The organism is Burkholderia sp. BCC1985, assembly GCF_905339915.1.
Lineage (GTDB): Bacteria > Pseudomonadota > Gammaproteobacteria > Burkholderiales > Burkholderiaceae > Burkholderia.
Window position 1 is genome coordinate 17,223 of sequence record NZ_CAJPGY010000036.1, and the last position, 16,026, is coordinate 33,248.

General features: G+C 62.0%; 13 protein-coding genes. 6 read left to right on the forward strand and 7 right to left on the reverse strand.

Going from position 1 to position 16,026, the window contains the following annotated elements:
* Positions 1-8 precede the first annotated feature (8 nt).
* Positions 9-914: a transcriptional regulator GcvA gene (gene gcvA, locus U4Z31_RS28180; RefSeq protein ID WP_321812045.1), complete on the forward strand. Its 906-nt coding sequence runs from the start codon at positions 9-11 to the stop codon at positions 912-914.
* A gap of 324 nt (positions 915-1,238) precedes the next feature.
* Here the strand turns inward: gcvA and U4Z31_RS28185 are convergent, their stop codons facing one another.
* Together U4Z31_RS28185 and U4Z31_RS28190 are read right to left on the reverse strand one after the other, a co-directional pair.
* Positions 1,239-1,565 (reverse strand): hypothetical protein, encoded by a 327-nt coding sequence (locus U4Z31_RS28185; protein ID WP_044848822.1) that lies wholly within the window; start codon positions 1,563-1,565, stop codon positions 1,239-1,241.
* A 229-nt stretch (positions 1,566-1,794) separates the two neighbouring features.
* Positions 1,795-2,373, reverse strand: coding sequence for a hypothetical protein (locus U4Z31_RS28190; RefSeq protein WP_321812046.1), 579 nt, complete (start codon positions 2,371-2,373; stop codon positions 1,795-1,797).
* 1,729 nt (positions 2,374-4,102) lie between these two features.
* Between U4Z31_RS28190 and U4Z31_RS28195 the strand changes: the two genes are divergently transcribed.
* On the forward strand, positions 4,103-5,419 hold the full coding sequence (locus U4Z31_RS28195) for a replication initiation protein (RefSeq protein WP_124571905.1): 1,317 nt from the start codon (positions 4,103-4,105) through the stop codon (positions 5,417-5,419).
* A 90-nt stretch (positions 5,420-5,509) separates the two neighbouring features.
* Here the strand turns inward: U4Z31_RS28195 and U4Z31_RS28200 are convergent, their stop codons facing one another.
* The 3 genes from U4Z31_RS28200 to U4Z31_RS28210 all read right to left on the reverse strand — a co-directional run bounded on the left by U4Z31_RS28200 (position 5,510) and on the right by U4Z31_RS28210 (position 10,277).
* The gene (locus U4Z31_RS28200; protein ID WP_321812047.1) at positions 5,510-6,541 is read right to left on the reverse strand and encodes a ParB/RepB/Spo0J family partition protein; all 1,032 of its coding nucleotides are present in this window, start codon (positions 6,539-6,541) and stop codon (positions 5,510-5,512) included.
* Positions 6,534-7,229 (reverse strand): ParA family protein, encoded by a 696-nt coding sequence (locus U4Z31_RS28205; RefSeq protein WP_006759638.1) that lies wholly within the window; start codon positions 7,227-7,229, stop codon positions 6,534-6,536. Before U4Z31_RS28205 ends, U4Z31_RS28200 begins: the two co-directional genes overlap by 8 nt.
* Before the next feature lie 1,923 nt (positions 7,230-9,152).
* The gene (locus U4Z31_RS28210) at positions 9,153-10,277 is read right to left on the reverse strand and encodes an MBL fold metallo-hydrolase (RefSeq protein WP_321812048.1); all 1,125 of its coding nucleotides are present in this window, start codon (positions 10,275-10,277) and stop codon (positions 9,153-9,155) included.
* A gap of 84 nt (positions 10,278-10,361) precedes the next feature.
* On the opposite strand from U4Z31_RS28210, the gene U4Z31_RS28215 reads away from it, so the two are divergent.
* The 4 genes from U4Z31_RS28215 (at position 10,362) to U4Z31_RS28230 (ending at position 14,794) form a co-directional block, all read left to right on the forward strand.
* The gene (locus tag U4Z31_RS28215) at positions 10,362-11,012 is read left to right on the forward strand and encodes a TetR/AcrR family transcriptional regulator (RefSeq protein ID WP_321803979.1); all 651 of its coding nucleotides are present in this window, start codon (positions 10,362-10,364) and stop codon (positions 11,010-11,012) included.
* Between the two features lie 193 nt (positions 11,013-11,205).
* Positions 11,206-11,697, forward strand: coding sequence for a flavodoxin family protein (locus U4Z31_RS28220; RefSeq protein WP_321812049.1), 492 nt, complete (start codon positions 11,206-11,208; stop codon positions 11,695-11,697).
* A gap of 593 nt (positions 11,698-12,290) precedes the next feature.
* Positions 12,291-12,950: a ProQ/FinO family protein gene (locus tag U4Z31_RS28225; protein ID WP_044849165.1), complete on the forward strand. Its 660-nt coding sequence runs from the start codon at positions 12,291-12,293 to the stop codon at positions 12,948-12,950.
* 782 nt (positions 12,951-13,732) lie between these two features.
* Positions 13,733-14,794, forward strand: a complete 1,062-nt coding sequence (locus U4Z31_RS28230; protein ID WP_321803976.1) for a DMT family transporter — start codon at positions 13,733-13,735, stop codon at positions 14,792-14,794.
* 125 nt (positions 14,795-14,919) lie between these two features.
* On the opposite strand, the gene U4Z31_RS28235 is transcribed toward U4Z31_RS28230, so the two are convergent.
* Both U4Z31_RS28235 and U4Z31_RS28240 read right to left on the reverse strand, forming a co-directional pair.
* Positions 14,920-15,285: a bleomycin resistance protein gene (locus U4Z31_RS28235; protein ID WP_321812050.1), complete on the reverse strand. Its 366-nt coding sequence runs from the start codon at positions 15,283-15,285 to the stop codon at positions 14,920-14,922.
* Between the two features lie 118 nt (positions 15,286-15,403).
* Positions 15,404-15,994, reverse strand: a complete 591-nt coding sequence (locus tag U4Z31_RS28240) for a nitrogen fixation protein NifQ (protein WP_321812051.1) — start codon at positions 15,992-15,994, stop codon at positions 15,404-15,406.
* Positions 15,995-16,026 lie beyond the last annotated feature (32 nt).

Consider the following 16,026-nt stretch of genomic DNA (forward strand, 5'->3'; position numbering starts at 1 on the left):
AACGATGAATGGCCCGACGACTCCCTCCGTTGAATTCGCTGCGCGCGTTCGAAGCCGCGGCCCGGCTCGGCAGTTTCACGCTCGCCGCCGACGAGCTGTGCGTGACGCATGGCGCGATCAGCCGGCATGTCCAGCAACTGGAGGCGTGGCTTGGCCGGCCGCTGTTCGAGCGACACAACCGGCGGGTCGACCTGACCGATGCCGGTCGCGCATACCTCGCCGAGGTCGGTGCATCGTTCGACCGGATTGCGCTGGCCACCGCGCAGCATTTCGGCCAGGGGCAGCAGCGCGTGCTGCGCGTCAGCGCGCCCGCGACGTTTTCGCTGCGCTGGCTCGTGCCGAAGCTGTCGTCGTTCCAGGTCGCCCATCCGGCCGTCGAAGTACGGCTGTCGACATCGAACGAGCCAATCGAGAAGTTGCGCGACAAGGTCGACCTGATCGTCCGCGGCGGCCCGCAGGCAATCGACGGCTATGTCGCCGAGGAATTCCTGTCCGAAGTCAGGCTACCCGTATGCGCGCCGAAGCTGCTCGAGGGCAGGCCGTTGCGTACGCCTGCCGATCTCTCGGGCTTCACGCTGCTGCATGCGGCGACCTATCCCGGCATGTGGCCCGAGTGGCTCGCGGCAGCGGGGCACGCGAATCTGGTGCCGCGGCATTCGCTCACGCTCGAGCATTTCTATCTGACACTGCAAGGCGCGCTCGACGGTCTCGGCGTCGCGATGGGGCCGATCGCGCTCGTCGCGGACGACATCGCCGAAGGCCGGCTGGTGCAGCCGTTCAGCGAACCGGCACTGCCGCCGTGGCGCTACTTCACTTATGTGGCGGCTGCGCGCGCGGAGGACGAAGCCGTGCGGGCATTCAAGGACTGGCTGAAAGTGACGGGGAATGCGGCGGCAGCGAACGCGCGGCGCTGACCAGGTTCTGACGGCGACGATCGCTCGGTTGGTGCGGGTTTCGGGCGCCGTTGCGACTCCGCGTATTGCTCGTGCATGAACGAGCCTCGTCGTTCATCCAACGGTTTTTGCATTCCGTAGGATTACTACTAGTCTGAACAGGACGGACGGACAGAGCAGGAAGAGTCACCGCATCGAGGTGGTTTCCACCTCATCGAAAAACAAAGGATACCGAATTATTTGATGCGGAGGTGATACCCGCATGGGTGCCCGGACGCGCATCGCGTTTCCACAGCACAAACGACAAACCCCGGCTCGAGCCGGGGCTTTTCTCGCGACGGACGCTTATTGGCTGGCGCCCGCGGCTTCGCCCGCCTTCTTCTCAGCGTTCTGCAGGTTCTGCGGGTAGTTCGGATCGTTGGCCGCCGGCTTGTAACCCGCGTCTTCGAGCTTCTTCAGTTCGGCGTTGTTCTTCGCGCGCGCTGCCTTGTGTTCGGCTTTGCGTTTTGCCCGTGCTGCCTTGCGTGCTTCACGCTTCGCAGCTTTCGCATCCGAAGCGGCGGATGCGGCCGGTGCGCTGGCGTCGGTCTGCGCGAACACCGGAGCAGCCGAGCCGAAGAGGAACGCCGCTGCCGTAGCAGCCAGCGTCAGTTTTTTGATCTGGATTCGCATCGCTGAACTCTCTTTTCTGATTGGTCACGGAGTGAAAGTACATCGAGATACCGCCCCTGCCCCTGGCCGGTCTTCATCTCGCGATCAGGGCCTTTGCATCATAACCGCGTTGCAAAAAATGTGGCGCTATCGTGCGCACATTCTTGGGGATACACGTATGGGAAACATCGCATCGTCACGTCTCCCGCGTGCCCGCCGGATCCTCGTTTCGCAGGGACACGGCAATACATCACGCGACGTGTGCGACCGCCGCAAACATGTGACGAAGCGGATTGTTCCGTCGATACGATGCAGGTTGCCGATGAGGACGAGATCCGCTTCGGCGCACCGCGCCCGCGTACGACGCCGACTGTTTCATCCGTGGAATTTGCTGCTCCCGCAACGCGATCGTTGCCTCATGAGCGGAACATGCGACGAAATCGCGGACCTGTGCGCCATGTTGCGATTTGCGGCCGCGCGAACGACGGCTCCTCCCATAAATGACCACGAATCGTTCCATGCCGAGTCCGCCCCGTTCCTCCACTACACGTCGGCCCGATACGATGCGAACGATCGGGTAACCGGTGGCCGCTTGCATGGTTACCTGTTCGGCGCGATTCGTCGCCACTTTTGGGAGATGACATCTGCAGCACAAGGTGAGCGCTTCGATCGGCATTCGTTCACGATCGCGCATCTGCATCGTACGATGCAGTCGCATGAGCGCCTGCGCTGCGCGCGTCATCGTATCTGCGTCACGAAGCGTTTTGCGCCTGTGCGACAAGCACGCCGGCGCGTCTGGCGCTGCGCGCATACGCCACAGCTTTTCCATCGGGTGCCCGCATCTCGTGCGGACGCGTCGCACGGATGGTCCATCAACCTGCGAGGAGCTAGTCGGTGAGCCTTTACAGGATCCGACAACTTCCGACGGTGAGCATTTTCGGGATTCGAGTATGTACCCAGTGAGGGGGAGCCTGGTTGATGGCGCTCGCCTCACGTTCGGAACCATGCCGGGATCGCCGTGACCGAAGCGCGTTTGATTGTCGTGTCGACCGGCACAGGGATGCAATTCTTGTCCCGGCTGTCGGGATCCTGTACCGATTCCGATACAGGCCCAAAGGTAGAAAACTATGAGGCCAAATGAACGGAGCAAGGGCCCGGGGGTTTCGTCCGCGCACCGGTCACTGACTGAAAAGTGTCGGACGAGCCGGCGCGCGATAGCCGAAGACTTATCCACGGAAGCGCGGGCACAGACGCAAAAATAACCGCTTGCGGATGAATTCCGGTCATTTCTCACTGCCCTGAAGCCTACCCGCAGTATTCCTGTGCGGGTGCGATGGCCGTTTTCTACGGGTAATCCCGGACGGAGAAACCTCCCGCTGTGGGCATTTTCCGGTCCCATAGATGGGAACCTATGTCCCGAAAACGCGGATTCCATCCCATAAGTTTCTACGTTTGAGCGCTTGTTAGTAGGTACTCACCCTCTTGCGAAGCCTTGTCAGGCCTGGGAGGCTCGCAGAATGAGGTCACATATCGGGGGATCCACAGGCTGGAGACCCGGATTGCTGTGCCCGTCGAGCCCGCTGGAGTCCCTTTGGTAGCGGTTTATGGGGGTTGTTTTTCTGCACAGGCACACGTGTGTTTACATCTTTGGTAAACAACGTTTACTTCTTTAACTACTTTTAGACGGCTCACAGCCTTGTCTGGCAAGGGTTTGACAGGTGTTCGGTACCCATTTATGGGAGCACAGGCGGAAGAGTATGGGGTTTCAGGTCTGTGGATTTGGGGAATCGGGTACCGCGTTGTGGGAAATGGGGGTTGTGGATATGGGGCACGCGTAGCCTGTTATGGGAATTCGGACCAAAAACACTTCAGGTAGCCCTCTATGGGGGAATCCATTGGTAGCCATTTATGGTGCGTTCCAGCAGATCGGTTGGTGCCGCCGGGCACAGCATTTTATGTGGGGTAGCCGGTTATGGGGCGGACTTCAGGTAGCCGTTTATGGGTGCCTGTATTGACCGCGTGATCTCGTTTGGCTCGTCCCTATGGTTGTGGCGTCCCATAAACAGGATCAGGCCGGTAGAAAGGTTACCTTCTGTGGGGGAGTCTGAAGGTAGTCATCCATGGGGAGCATTTTCGCCTGTCGGACACAGTTGAAGACACAACGCCACGCCGGTGGATTTCGACAGGTACCCATTCATGGGGCGTGTCGAAGGTAGCGCGTTATGGGAGGAACGCAGATCGTGTTGCAGGGCACCACGAATCGGGTTCGCCAATCCAGTTCGAGTCGATTGTTTCCCATGAATGGGTACCTTTGATAGGGCAAGTCCCATGCCGGATCCTGGCGACAAACCACACAGGTAGAAGGTTTTGGGAGCTACTTTTGACCCAAAGGTATATGGATATGGGGCTCCGAACAAATAGGAAAACCTAGGTTTTTCCTTTTGTGACTGGAACTTAGCATCGATAGTGAAAGTGATACCGTAGAAAGAGACGTTGCTCGGTGGCTGGAAAAGGTATAAAGTCCGCCATCAACACGGTCACCTTCTCCGGACATCACGATGCCGCGCAAGCCCGCAATCAAAGGCTCCGACAAGCAGGTTTCGCTATTTCAGACGCCCGAGCCTCCCGATCTGCTGCGCAAGGCGGTCCAGGCCATTCATATCGCTCCGAAGTCCGGAAAGATCGGGCTGCAGCAGCGCAAGATGTTCAGCTCGTTGATCAAGAATGCCCTTCGTCAGGAAGCGTTCGAGCCCGGCCGGACGAGCTTCTCGATCTCGATCGCCGCGCTCTCGCACGAAAGCGGGTTGAACAGCAACAACACGAAGTACGTGAAGGACACGGTCAACTCGCTGATCAGTACCGTCGTCAACTGGGACTACCTTGCGGCCGACCGCTCGACGGTGTGGAAGGCGTCGGGCCTGCTCGCCGGCGCCGAACTCGAGCAATCGGTGCTGAAGTACAGCTTCTCCGACCAGATTCGCAGCGAGCTGCTCAATCCGGAGATCTACGCGCTCATCGATATGCGGATCGCGCGCGAGTTTCGGCGCTCGCACTCGCTTGCCCTGTGGGAAAACACGGTGCGCTACGAGGGGATCGGCATCACGGCGAAGATTCCGCTGCCAAAATTCCGCGATCTCATCCTCGGTCAGGACAAGGCATCGCAATCGTACAAGGAGTACAAGCTCTTCAAGAGCAAGGTTCTGGTGCCGTGCATTCAGGAGGTGAACGAAGTTTCCGACCATACGCTCGAGCTGATCGAACACAAGTCAGGTCGCAGCGTGGAGGCCGTCCAGTTCAAGGTGACGCGCAAGCAGAGCGCGGATACGGTCGAGGAAGGCGACGTCAAGAACGAAGCACTCGTCGACGAAGTCGCCAAGTTCGGCATCCCGCGTTCGGAAGCGCGCCGGCTGATCACGCAGTACGGTGTGCAGCGCATCAAGGCGGCAATTGCCTATACGCTCAATCGGACTACGAAGAAGAATGCCGCCCCTGTCGACAACGTGGCCGCGTATTTCCGCAAGGCGCTGACACACGGCTATACGCTGGCCGACGGTCAGGGGACCGAAACGGCCGCGCCGGCAAAGGAATCCGCGCAGAGCAAGCAGGAACAGATTCGCGACAAATACCTGGCGGCGAAGGTCGACGAAGCCGGTGCGTATTTCCGCGAACTGGAGATCGACGACCAGACCAAGCTGATCGAGCGCTACAACGAGACGGTGGCCGGTTCGAAGGATCTCACGCTGTCGCCGAAGAAGAAGGCGAGCAAGCTGGCGCAAACCAGTTTCTTCCGTTGGCTGGCGATCGACACCTGGGGCGAACCGACCTCGGACGACCTGCTGGAATTCCTGCTGAAAAGCAGTCTCGCGACCAACTGATCAAGGCCTCGCAGCCTGGCATGCGCCGCGCGCCGGACTTCATCCGGTTGCGCGGTGCCGTGCAGGCGCGGGGCCTTTGTCTTGGCGCACCTACTTTTGCGCGGCTTCTGCCAGTTCGGCGACGTACGCGTCGATTACGGTCTTGAGCCGGTCGGCGAGTGCTTCCTGGTGAGACGCATCGACTCCCTTCAGTTGCAGATCCAGACGCCCGTCCGGATAGGTCTTCAGCTGACCGATCGCGCGTGATTCGAGCGCGAAATCGTGACGGACGCTGTAGCGCGTGCGCCCCGCCTTCTTGTTGCCGTCGCTCTGCGCGCGCAGGAAATTCTCGAGGTCGCGCACCGACTTTTTCCGGTCGATCACCGCGGTGAGCAGCCGGTCGGCAGCCGGTTCGCCCAAGCGCTCGAAAATCAGCTTCAGGAAGTACGCCGCCTGCAGGCCGACCACATCGTTCGCGCTGGCCATCCGTTCGAGCAGCGTGTTGGGCAGAGCGTTCAGCGACAGCGTCTTGCTGATCGATGCCTTGTCCTTGCCGATCTTTTCCGCGAGCGTGTTCTGGTCGGGGAAGACTTTTTCGTCGAGAAGACGCTTCCACGCGACCGCATCGTCGAAGATCGTCTGGCGCTCGTGGTCGTGGTTGGCGCGATACGCGATCGTATAGAGCTGCTCGGGCGTGTGGTCCGTGCGAAACGTCGCGTTGATCGTCTCGTCGCCGTTGATGCTCGTCGCGCGCAGGCGGCGTTGCCCGTCGATCACGACGAGCTTGCCGGGAAATTCCGGGAGCCGGGTGACCTTGATCGGCTCGATCTGCCCTTCCCGTTTCAGTGTCAGCGCGAGCTCGTGCAGGCTCGATTCCGAATAGAACACGCGCGGGTTGAACGGGTTCGGGATACAGTCCTTGACCGCGACTTTCTGCGGCGCGCTGAGGTCGATCGCGTCGGCGGACGTGGTCGAGGCGGGGGCGACGGGGGGAGCGGCTTCGACGGTGGGATTCGACGCGGGCACCGGCTCCGGCAGGCGCGTTTCGAGCGCCGCGTTTTCCTGCGCGAGCCCGCGCAGCAGGCCGGCCGCGAGATGCAGGTTGCCGGTCGGCTTCTTCTCTTTTGAGGTGTCCTTAGCCATGAGCGGCTCCGGTAGCGCGCGTCGACGCGATGTATTGGGCCATTTCGGTGACCAGGCGCTCGATTTCCGCGCGGGCTTCCTTCAGCCCCTTCAGGTATCGATTGTGATGGTGGATCGTGGTGCCGAGGGCGAACGTCTGCCGGTAGACCTCTCGCTGCGCGATCTGGCTGTCGAGCAGATGCTCCCCTATTTCTTCAGCCCTTAGAATTTTTAAAATTTCTTCACGCATTTTAGTTTTTCCATTGACGCTATTCAGCATCAGCGCGGAAGACAAATTCGGGTTCCGAACGGCGCGCATCGACTCGATCATCCGAATCATCGCGACGGTGCTGTACAGGTCGGCCGGCGACGGGGACAGCGGGACGAGGCAGAAATCGGCGACTTCCAGCACGGACGCGATGCGCGGGTCTTCGAGGTTGCCCGGGCAATCGACGACGATCACATCGAAATTTGCATCCTGCTTCTTGATCTCGCCGCCGATGCCGCGACCAGCGGGGGCCAAAGACAGAACCGTCATCGGGAGCGTATTTTCCCCGCTCGTGACCCATCTGACTGACGTGCCTTGAGGGTCGGCATCGATCAAGGCGACCTTGTTGCCGCCAGCCTCGAAGGCCGCCGCGATATTGACGGAGATGGTCGTCTTTCCAGTACCACCTTTTTGATTACTAACGGCGATCTTGAAAGCCATTAAATTCCTCCAAGGAGTTTTGCATAATATATGCAGTTGTTGTTGAAAAGTCCAGAAAAGTGTTAGATGAACAGAGAAATTTTCTGATCAATGTGGTTGTCACGTGACAAGCAGGCCAAATGGCTAGCAGATTATTTCTTGAGTTCAAATCAACTGAAAATAAAAACGGACAACACTTCATTTGAGATGGTAAGTGCCGATGGAGTGGTGGGGAATTCAGCGGCGGAAGCGACAAGAATCGCGGTGCGGTTTCTAAGGATGATTTTGTTGTCGACCTGAAAATGCGGGATAGGTTTTCCAACTACTTGCGAACTTGAACAGCGTCGGGATCTGCAGTTGTCACGTGACAAGTCGATGCGGATGACTAGGATCGCAAATGCACGCCGACGGGGAGTATGCAGATTCGATGCGCAGTGGACTCGTGGGGATTCTTTCTCCCTCTTTCGTCATTGCCGCTGTTGCGCTCAGATATGCTGGTGCTGGTGCTGGTGCTGGTGCTGGTGCTGGTGCTGGTGCTGCGACTGCGACTGCGACTGCGACTGCGACTGCGACTGCGACTGCGACTGCGACTGCGACTGCGACTGCGACTGCGACTGCGACTGCGACGGGCGTGTTTGTTACGTGACAACCCGCCTCAGTTGTGATTCCGGGCGGGTTCGCTTGCCTCAATGCCCTTACTAGAGAACTTGCTAGCGTGAAGAAATCCGTGCGATATGCGAAGTGGACGTGGTCGTTCGGACCAGGTCACGGGTGGGGGAGCCGTTCGAGTTGCATGGTTGTCACGTGACAACCGCTGAGGTCTCATGTCGGCATAACCTGCTTCATACCGATGCGGCGTCTTCATTGGGGAGCCAAATCAGCGAGTTGGAACGTGCGAGTGATATGTGCGAGCGCGCGGTACTGGCCGGGCGGCTCGGCCATCCTCTAGCATTCTTGTACTTTGCGGGCTCTCGATCTCCCCACGGCATGTCAGATGGGAACTTTGGCGGCCATGATATGACCCCAATAAATTGACCCCCGGTCTGCGCTCCCCCTTGCCACGACGACGTGGCAAGGGGGAGGGTTGATATTCGGAGCTTTGTTACGTCGACGAGTGATTCAATGGTGGCGGGTATCGACGTCGTTTCACGTATCTTGATCGCGCAACGGCTTTTGGGGCGAATTCATGCATGTCGACGAGGCGAGATGACGCGAATCGACGGGGTCGTGAAACATTTCTCTAAAACGGTTCGTCTCCGTAAACCCTTGTCTAGCAATCAGTTGCGCCACTTTCTTCATGTTGTTTCACGCGAACTGAACGTGATTGATGGGTAAAATGGGGGCGCATGGAGCTCGAGCGTCCTATTGGGTTCAAGCGATGAAAAGTGAGGTCAAGCCGTATCAATGAAAACGTGTTTTGTAGTTTTCAATACGTTCCGCTCTGCGAAGACAATCGACACGCCGTCGAACTGCGACGTCGCGCCGAACAGACCCACGGGGATTCAAGAGATGCGACGCCCCTCTTCATCGCCAGTTGTCACGTGACAACGCGCTGCCCCGGGTGGTGCCGGATTGCGAATCCACGGGTGTTGGGAGAAATCGAAGCGGGCGCCGGGCCGATGTTGAATTTACCGGGCGTCCAAAGACTGCGTCGAACTAATGCTGAGTCTGTAGACAGCCTCGGATGACCGTCTCCGATGGGCTTGGCCAATGTCTATCGCAGCGCATACGAAACGGGGATCTGCAGAAACTGCATCAAGAAGATAAGGTGCATTGCCATCGTCGGGCCGGCCGTGTCTATCTGAATAGCGTGGAAGGTCAGATTTCCGGCCTCACCGATCATCGTCACCGACCATCAACAACGCGTTCGCTACCAAGCCCCGTATCGCGACGAAAATTCATCGCCGCGACGTTTCCGCCCAGAAACCGTCGCGGCCATCGAACCTACTTCGTCGCTTGCGACGCGCAGGGTTGCCACCGGCGTGTCTTCGTTTCGGAAGTCTTTGCCGGCTCATCGACCGATCGCCACCACCGCTCGCCGCGATGTGGCTTATTCAGATCGAGTCGCTCGCCCATCCTGGGCGTTGACAGCTCGACGCCATGCACCATTGCCAGCGCGGTGACGCGTTCGAACGGCTCCTGCCAACGATGCATCGCGAGATCGAACGTGCCATTGTGAATCGGCATCAGCGTGCGACCGCGCAGGTCGATATGCGCCTGCACGGTTTCTTCCGGCTGCATGTGCACGTAAGGCCATTGCGGGTCGTATGCGCCGGTCTCGATCAGCGTCACGTCGAAGGGTCCAAGACGCTCGCCGATTGTCCGGAAACCGTCGAAATAGCCGGTGTCGCCGCTGAAAAACACGCGCAGATCGTCGTCGACGACGACCCACGACGCCCACAGCGTGCTGTTGCCGTCAAACAGGCTGCGCCCGGAGAAGTGCTGCGCCGGTGTCGCGATCAACGTCAGGCCGTCGACGTCGATGCTCTGCCACCAGTCGAGCTGCCGTACCTTCTGCGAGTCGATACCCCATTCGATCAGGCGGTCGCCGACGCCCAACGTCGTGACGAACACGCCGGTGGTGGCCGCAAGCGCGAGCACCGTGTCGCGGTCGAGGTGATCGTAGTGATCGTGAGACAAGATCACGCCGCGCAACGGCGGGAGGTCCTCGAGCGCAATCGGCGGCGCATGGAAGCGCTTGGGGCCGACGCGCCGGAACGGCGATGCACGCTCGGCAAACACGGGATCGGTCAACCAGAACTCACCGCGCAGTTTCAACAATAACGTTGAATGCCCCAGCCGATACAGGCTGCGGTCGGGGGCCGCGTCGAGTTGCGCGCGGGTCAGTGAATCGATGGGCAATGCGCCTGTCGGAACCGTGTTGCGCGGCTTGTTGACCAGCATGTTCCATGCGATACCCAGTGTCTTGCCGAAGCCTTCGACCGGTCGCGGTGCGACGTTGCTGAAGCGTTCGCCGTTGTGCTGCGGCGACTCGCCGGACAGCGTGCGGCCACGCCTGGCGGCGGCGAAACCCAGTACGCGATGAAGAAAAACGAGAGGCGAAGCCATGTCGATTCGTCCGGAAATAAAAGTACACCGAGCAGTGTAGTTTATCCCTGGGAAAAGTAAACTCGGCGGTGTAAAATTTTTTGTATGGATACGAGCACTTCTCCTCAGCGCCTGACCGACCGAAAGCGTGCGGCAATACTCGCCGCGGCGATCGAGGAATTTCTCGCGGCCGGCTATGACGCAACCAGCATGGATCGCATTGCCGCGCGCGCCGACGTGTCGAAGCGCACCGTCTACAACCACTTCCCGGGCAAGGAAGCATTGTTCGCGGCGATCCTGCATCAGCTGTGGGACGCGACACTTACCGCCGGCGCGCCGGCTTACTGCGCCGACGTGCCGTTGCGCGATCAACTGCTCGCGCTGCTGGGCCGCAAATTGCGGTTGCTGAACGACGAAGCGTTTCTCGCACTCGCACGCGTCGCGATCGGTGCGGCCATCCACTCGCCGGAACGCGCGCGCGACATGGTCGAGCGCATGGGCGAGCGCGAAGAAGACGTGACGGTCTGGATTCGCGCGGCCGCGGCGGCCGGCCGGCTGACGGTGACCGATCCGGTATTCGCCGCGCATCAGCTGCACGGAATCGTGAAAGCGTTCGCGTTCTGGCCGCAGGTGACGATGGGCCAGCCGCCGCTCGGTGTGCGGGAGCAGAAGAAGGTCGCGGAAGCGGCTGCCGACATGTTTCTTGCGTACTACGCGCGTGCGGGCCACGCTGGTGCGAGTGCCGGGCAGGACTGACCGCATATCGTGCGAAGCGCGGAGTGGAACAGGCGCGTCGATATACTCGATGTGCGCTGCGTCTGCCGCCTCGAAGAATCTGCCATTCGACCGCGGAAGAACGCCCGCCCGGGCACACACGTCGACGTAGTCCGTTTGAGCCGTACCGACGTGTGCGGCGGACGCATTTGAAACCGAACGCGAGCGAACCCCGATGAAGACGCTGTTGATCGTCTATCACACGATGACCGGAGGCACGCAGCAGATGGCCGAGGCGGCCGCAGATGCCGCGCGCCAGCAACCCGGCGTCGACGTCAGGTTGCAGCGTGCGGATGCGACGAGCGCGGATGACGTGCTCGCCGCCGACGCCTATCTTTTCGCGACGCCGGAAAATCTCGCCGCGATGTCCGGGCTGATGAAGGATTTCTTCGATCGCTGTTACTACCCGGCACTCTATCGGGTGAACGGCCGTCCGTATGCGGCGATGATCTGCGCAGGCAGCGACGGACAGAACGCGCTGCGCCAGATCGACCGGATCGCGACCGGATGGCGGCTCAGGAATGTGGCGCCGGGCCTGATCGTCTGCACCCATGCGCAGACACCGGAGCGCATCCTCGCGCCGAAGACGATCGGCAGCGACGATCTCGCGCGCTGCGCGGAGATCGGCGCGGGTCTTGCCGCAGGGCTTGCTCTCGGCGTGTTCTGATTGGCGACGATCGAGCCGGCCACCGCGAGGCCGCAACTGCGCGCAACGACGGGAGCGCGACGCCTCGTGTGCCGCGTTCGATGACCGCGAGTGCTTGCGATGCGCACGATTCGCGGGACACCACTCCAGCGAACCGCATTGCCGTTCGCGGCAGCGACACCCAGCGATACCAACAGCTTGTCGATGCCCCGGTCAACCTTTGCCGATACTGGCGGCCGATGATGTTCGGGCCACCGGCTTTTCACGTGAAGCGCACTGAAGCGAGAAAGTGCGGAAAGCGACACTACGTAACGCGTGTGTCGATACCTGTCGAAAACACCGCCATAATGCGCGTCACGACTGCGCGGACGCCTTGCCTGCCACCCGGATCCGTCAAATCCGAACCGGTGAGTCAACCGACTGCCGCGCGTACCGGTATACTTCCACTCCTGCCTTTGTCCGGCATCGTGGCCGGGTGCCTGAAACAGTGGTGGTGGCGATGCGGCCCCGCAATGATCCGCATCGGTGGCAGTCGAGCCGCAGGCGATGCGGCGAACGCCGATGTGCGGAATGGCCGCACGAACCACACCTTATATTCCTGGTGGATTGAATTTATGGGTTTTGAACAACTTGCCGAATTGCGGGCGCAGCTCGCAGCCAAGGCCAAGCAGGAGCGCAACGCGAAGCGACCGGCTACGCAACCGGACGCAGGCGCGAAGCCGAAGTCCGGCGACCGGCCCGCTCGTGGGGCCAAATCGGGTGCCGGGGCCAAAGCGCCGTCCGGCGCGAAGCCCGCTTCGGCGAAGCCGTCGACGCCGGTCGATCCGGTCATCGTCGCAATCGGCAAACTGCAGCGCCGGTTCCCGCGCGCGTTCCCGAAGAATCCGGCTCCCAAGGTGCCGCTGAAGGTCGGTATCTGGGACGATCTCGCCCGCGAGGCGCAGGCCGTCGGCCTGAGCGAAGCCGAACTGCGCGAGGCAATGTCCACGTGGTGCCGCGGCAATCGTTACTGGTCGTGTCTCGTCGAAGACGCGGTGCGGGTCGATCTGCAAGGTAACGAAGCCGGACGTGTGACGCATGACGACGCCGCGCGTGCGCGCCGGCTGAAGTCGCGTCGTCCGGGCAACAAGGGCGGCGCACAAGCAGCGAAGGGCGCACCGCAGCAGCCGAAGGCCGATGCACAGGCCGACGCCGCCGCGCCGCAGCCGGCAGCCGTGGAAGCACCGGCCGATGCAGCACCGCAGGCCGAGCAGCAAACGGCCGCGAGCGAGTAACACGCGATGCGTCGCCGCGCGATATGCGCGGCGACGGCCGGCCTTCACCGCGCATATCGCGCATCACATGACGGACCGACCTGTCCTTGTCCGGGCAGGTCGGGACTGCCACCGCTGGCCGCACAGCCAGTCAGCCTTACCCGATCAGCATCGAACTGCCAATCGAACCGACGACGAAAGCACGTCGGCGGACGCGGCGTGTGCAACGTGTCGCTTACGTCGGGCGCGCGGCGACCAGGCATCGGGGAGTGTCGGTGCGCATCATGAATGCACGGTGCCGTCCCATCCGGAGAACGATGCACAGGCGGGCGTCCCGCGCGACTGCGTATCCACGCTTGCGCGCAGACGATCGACGCATGCGCCATCGAGTGAGTGACCAACGCACATCCGCTTGCGTTCAATCACGATAATTCGTGTTCCTAATTTGATCGGATCGGGGATGAAACCCGGATTCGCACCCACGCGAATATGTCTCACGTGAACTGTTGTCAGGCGCGAAGTGCGGCCGTATTCGAGAGACGGACGTTGAGATGTCCGGATGCGCCGCCGCGGCCGGCCGCTCGTCAGTTGGCGACCCGTAACACAAACGCGATAATCTCCCCGGCACGAATCGTCGGGCCGGCCTGCGTTGCCGCCCGTGCATGACGCGACAGGTACCTGAAAGCCTGCGCAATTCGTCCGACATTCCCCGACATTGAAAGGCACCGGCAAACCGCAAGCGCCACCGCATCGCACGCAACCTGCCGATTCCATACGCCCAACGCCAACGCCAAGACCGCATCATGAACCCGAGACATTCCGCGATTCTCGTCGCGCTCACCGCCGCCGCGCTGTTCGGCGCCGCGACGCCGCTCGCCAAGGCACTGATCGGCGCGATGTCGCCGTTCATGGTCGCGGGCCTGTTCTATCTCGGCAGCGGGATCGGCCTGGGCGTCGGGATCCTGCTGCGCGGGTTGCGCCGCCGCCGCGCGCCGGCCGAGGACGCAGCGCCGCTGCAGCGCGCGGACCTGCCGTGGCTCGCCGGCGCGATCGCGGCCGGCGGCGTCGCGGGTCCGGCGCTGCTGATGCTCGGGCTGTCGAGCACGCCGGCCGCCACGAGTGCGCTGCTGCTCAATCTCGAAGGCGTGCTGACGGCGGTCATCGCGTGGGTCGTGTTTCGCGAGAACGTGGATCTCCAGGTGTTTCTCGGCATGGTTGCGATCGTCGCGGGCGGCACGCTGCTGTCGTGGGTGCCGGGGCGCGCCGGCGTGCCGGTCGGCGCGCTGCTGATTGCCGGCGCATGCCTGTGCTGGGCGATCGACAACAACCTGACCCGCAAGGTCGCCGCGAACGATGCGATGGTCATCGCGTGCGTGAAAGGCCTGGTCGCCGGGCCCGTGAACATCGGCATCGCGCTCGCGACGGGTGCGTCGCTGCCCGCCGTTCCGGCCGCGGCCGCCGCGATGCTGACCGGCCTCGGCGGCTACGGGATCAGCCTCGTGTTGTTCGTCGTCGCGCTGCGCCATCTCGGCAGTGCACGCACGGGCGCGTATTTTTCGGTGGCGCCGCTGTTCGGCGTCGTGCTGTCGTTGCTGATCTGGCCGGCGCTGCCGTCGGTCACGTTCTGGATCGCGGCCGCGCTGATGGCGCTCGGCATCTGGCTGCATGTGCGCGAACGGCACGAACACGAGCATGCGCATGAGCGGCTCGAGCATACGCACCGGCATCGGCACGACGAACATCATCAGCACGCGCACGACTTTCCGTACGACGGCGATGAACCGCACACGCATCCGCACGTGCATCTGCCGATTACGCACAGTCACGCGCATTTTCCGGACATTCACCACCGCCATCGACACTGATCGCGCGGCACGGGAGCACGACCCGCGCTGTGTGCCACGCGCATCGCAAGGTAACCGTTTATGGGGCCGTCGTTCGTGTCCGCTGCACGGCTTGCGCGTCGATCGATGAGGCGAACCGTAGCGAGTCAGTCGTCCGTCTGAATCAACCGGATCAACGACCCGTCCGGGTCGATCAGCGCGCCGACGGTGCCGCCCCATGCCTCGCGTTTCGGCCGATGCACGCGCGGCCAACCGGTCGTTTGCTCGGGAATGCCGGCGGCGAGCACTGCGTCGAAAAACGCACCGACGTCGGCGAGCCGGAAGCAGCAGCTGAACCAGCTCGTGGCCGGATCGAGACCGGGATGCGGAAAGAATTCCAGCAGCAGGTCGCCGCGTCTCAGGATCATCCAGCCGTCGTCGCGCCAGGTTTCGACGAAGCCGAGCTTCGCGTAGAAAAGCGACGTAACTTTGAAATCGCGCGACGGCAGATTGGGACTCGCAAAGTCGGTCAAGGCGGTTCCTCCAGTGGGTGCAGCGATCGAACGAACGCGCGGGAAAACGTGCGGACGGATGTCGCGCATGAACGGTCAAACGATGCGCACCGGCAAGCCGCGCAGACCGCCGCCGCGACTATCGTCCCGGGGGAAAGCAGAATCCGAAATCCTCGCAGCCCGGGCATCCGGGGGCGGGCCCGGGCGGCAGGCCGAGCGATGCGGCCGCTTCCTGCGCGAGGAATTTCTTCCAGCGCAGGTTCGCGACATTGCGTGCGGCGAGCGCGGGGAAATAGCGGTCGAGCAGCGCGGACACCGCGGCGCGTCCGTCGAGGCCGAGATCGCGCCACAGGTGATCGGGGCGCAGGCACGCATGCGCGATGATGGTCGCGACGCAGTCGGCATCGTCGCGTGCGACGGCGCAATGCGCATCCTGCATCAACCGCGCGTGCAGTGTCGCGACGAACTGCGCGTGCGCGGTCGGCAGCGGCGCGATGGCGGCCGCCGACACGAGCGCGGCGGCATCGTCCGAACCCAGGTGCGGAAACTGGCGGGCAAGCAGGCCGCTCAACCGTGCGGGAGACAGACCGAGCAGCGCGAGCTCGTTGCGGCATGCGCGTGCCGCAACGAGCGTGCCGAACAGACGTGCATCCGGAGAATCGGCGTCGGCCGCCCCGGCCAGCAGCGATTGCAATATGCGCTCATGCGCGTGCTCGAGCATGGACGTCATCGTGTGCGCCCGCGCGCCGGTCGAGCGTCGCA

Coding starts and splice junctions, on each gene's coding strand:
- U4Z31_RS28220 (WP_321812049.1), top strand. CDS start 11,206: ATGAAGACGCTGTTGATCGTCTATCACACGATGACCGGAGGCACGCAG.
- U4Z31_RS28195 (WP_124571905.1), top strand. CDS start 4,103: ATGCCGCGCAAGCCCGCAATCAAAGGCTCCGACAAGCAGGTTTCGCTA.
- U4Z31_RS28210 (WP_321812048.1), bottom strand. CDS start 10,277: ATGGCTTCGCCTCTCGTTTTTCTTCATCGCGTACTGGGTTTCGCCGCC.
- U4Z31_RS28225 (WP_044849165.1), top strand. CDS start 12,291: ATGGGTTTTGAACAACTTGCCGAATTGCGGGCGCAGCTCGCAGCCAAG.
- U4Z31_RS28190 (WP_321812046.1), bottom strand. CDS start 2,373: ATGGAAAAGCTGTGGCGTATGCGCGCAGCGCCAGACGCGCCGGCGTGC.
- U4Z31_RS28215 (WP_321803979.1), top strand. CDS start 10,362: ATGGATACGAGCACTTCTCCTCAGCGCCTGACCGACCGAAAGCGTGCG.
- U4Z31_RS28240 (WP_321812051.1), bottom strand. CDS start 15,994: ATGACGTCCATGCTCGAGCACGCGCATGAGCGCATATTGCAATCGCTG.
- U4Z31_RS28205 (WP_006759638.1), bottom strand. CDS start 7,229: ATGGCTTTCAAGATCGCCGTTAGTAATCAAAAAGGTGGTACTGGAAAG.
- gcvA (WP_321812045.1), top strand. CDS start 9: ATGGCCCGACGACTCCCTCCGTTGAATTCGCTGCGCGCGTTCGAAGCC.
- U4Z31_RS28230 (WP_321803976.1), top strand. CDS start 13,733: ATGAACCCGAGACATTCCGCGATTCTCGTCGCGCTCACCGCCGCCGCG.
- U4Z31_RS28200 (WP_321812047.1), bottom strand. CDS start 6,541: ATGGCTAAGGACACCTCAAAAGAGAAGAAGCCGACCGGCAACCTGCAT.
- U4Z31_RS28185 (WP_044848822.1), bottom strand. CDS start 1,565: ATGCGAATCCAGATCAAAAAACTGACGCTGGCTGCTACGGCAGCGGCG.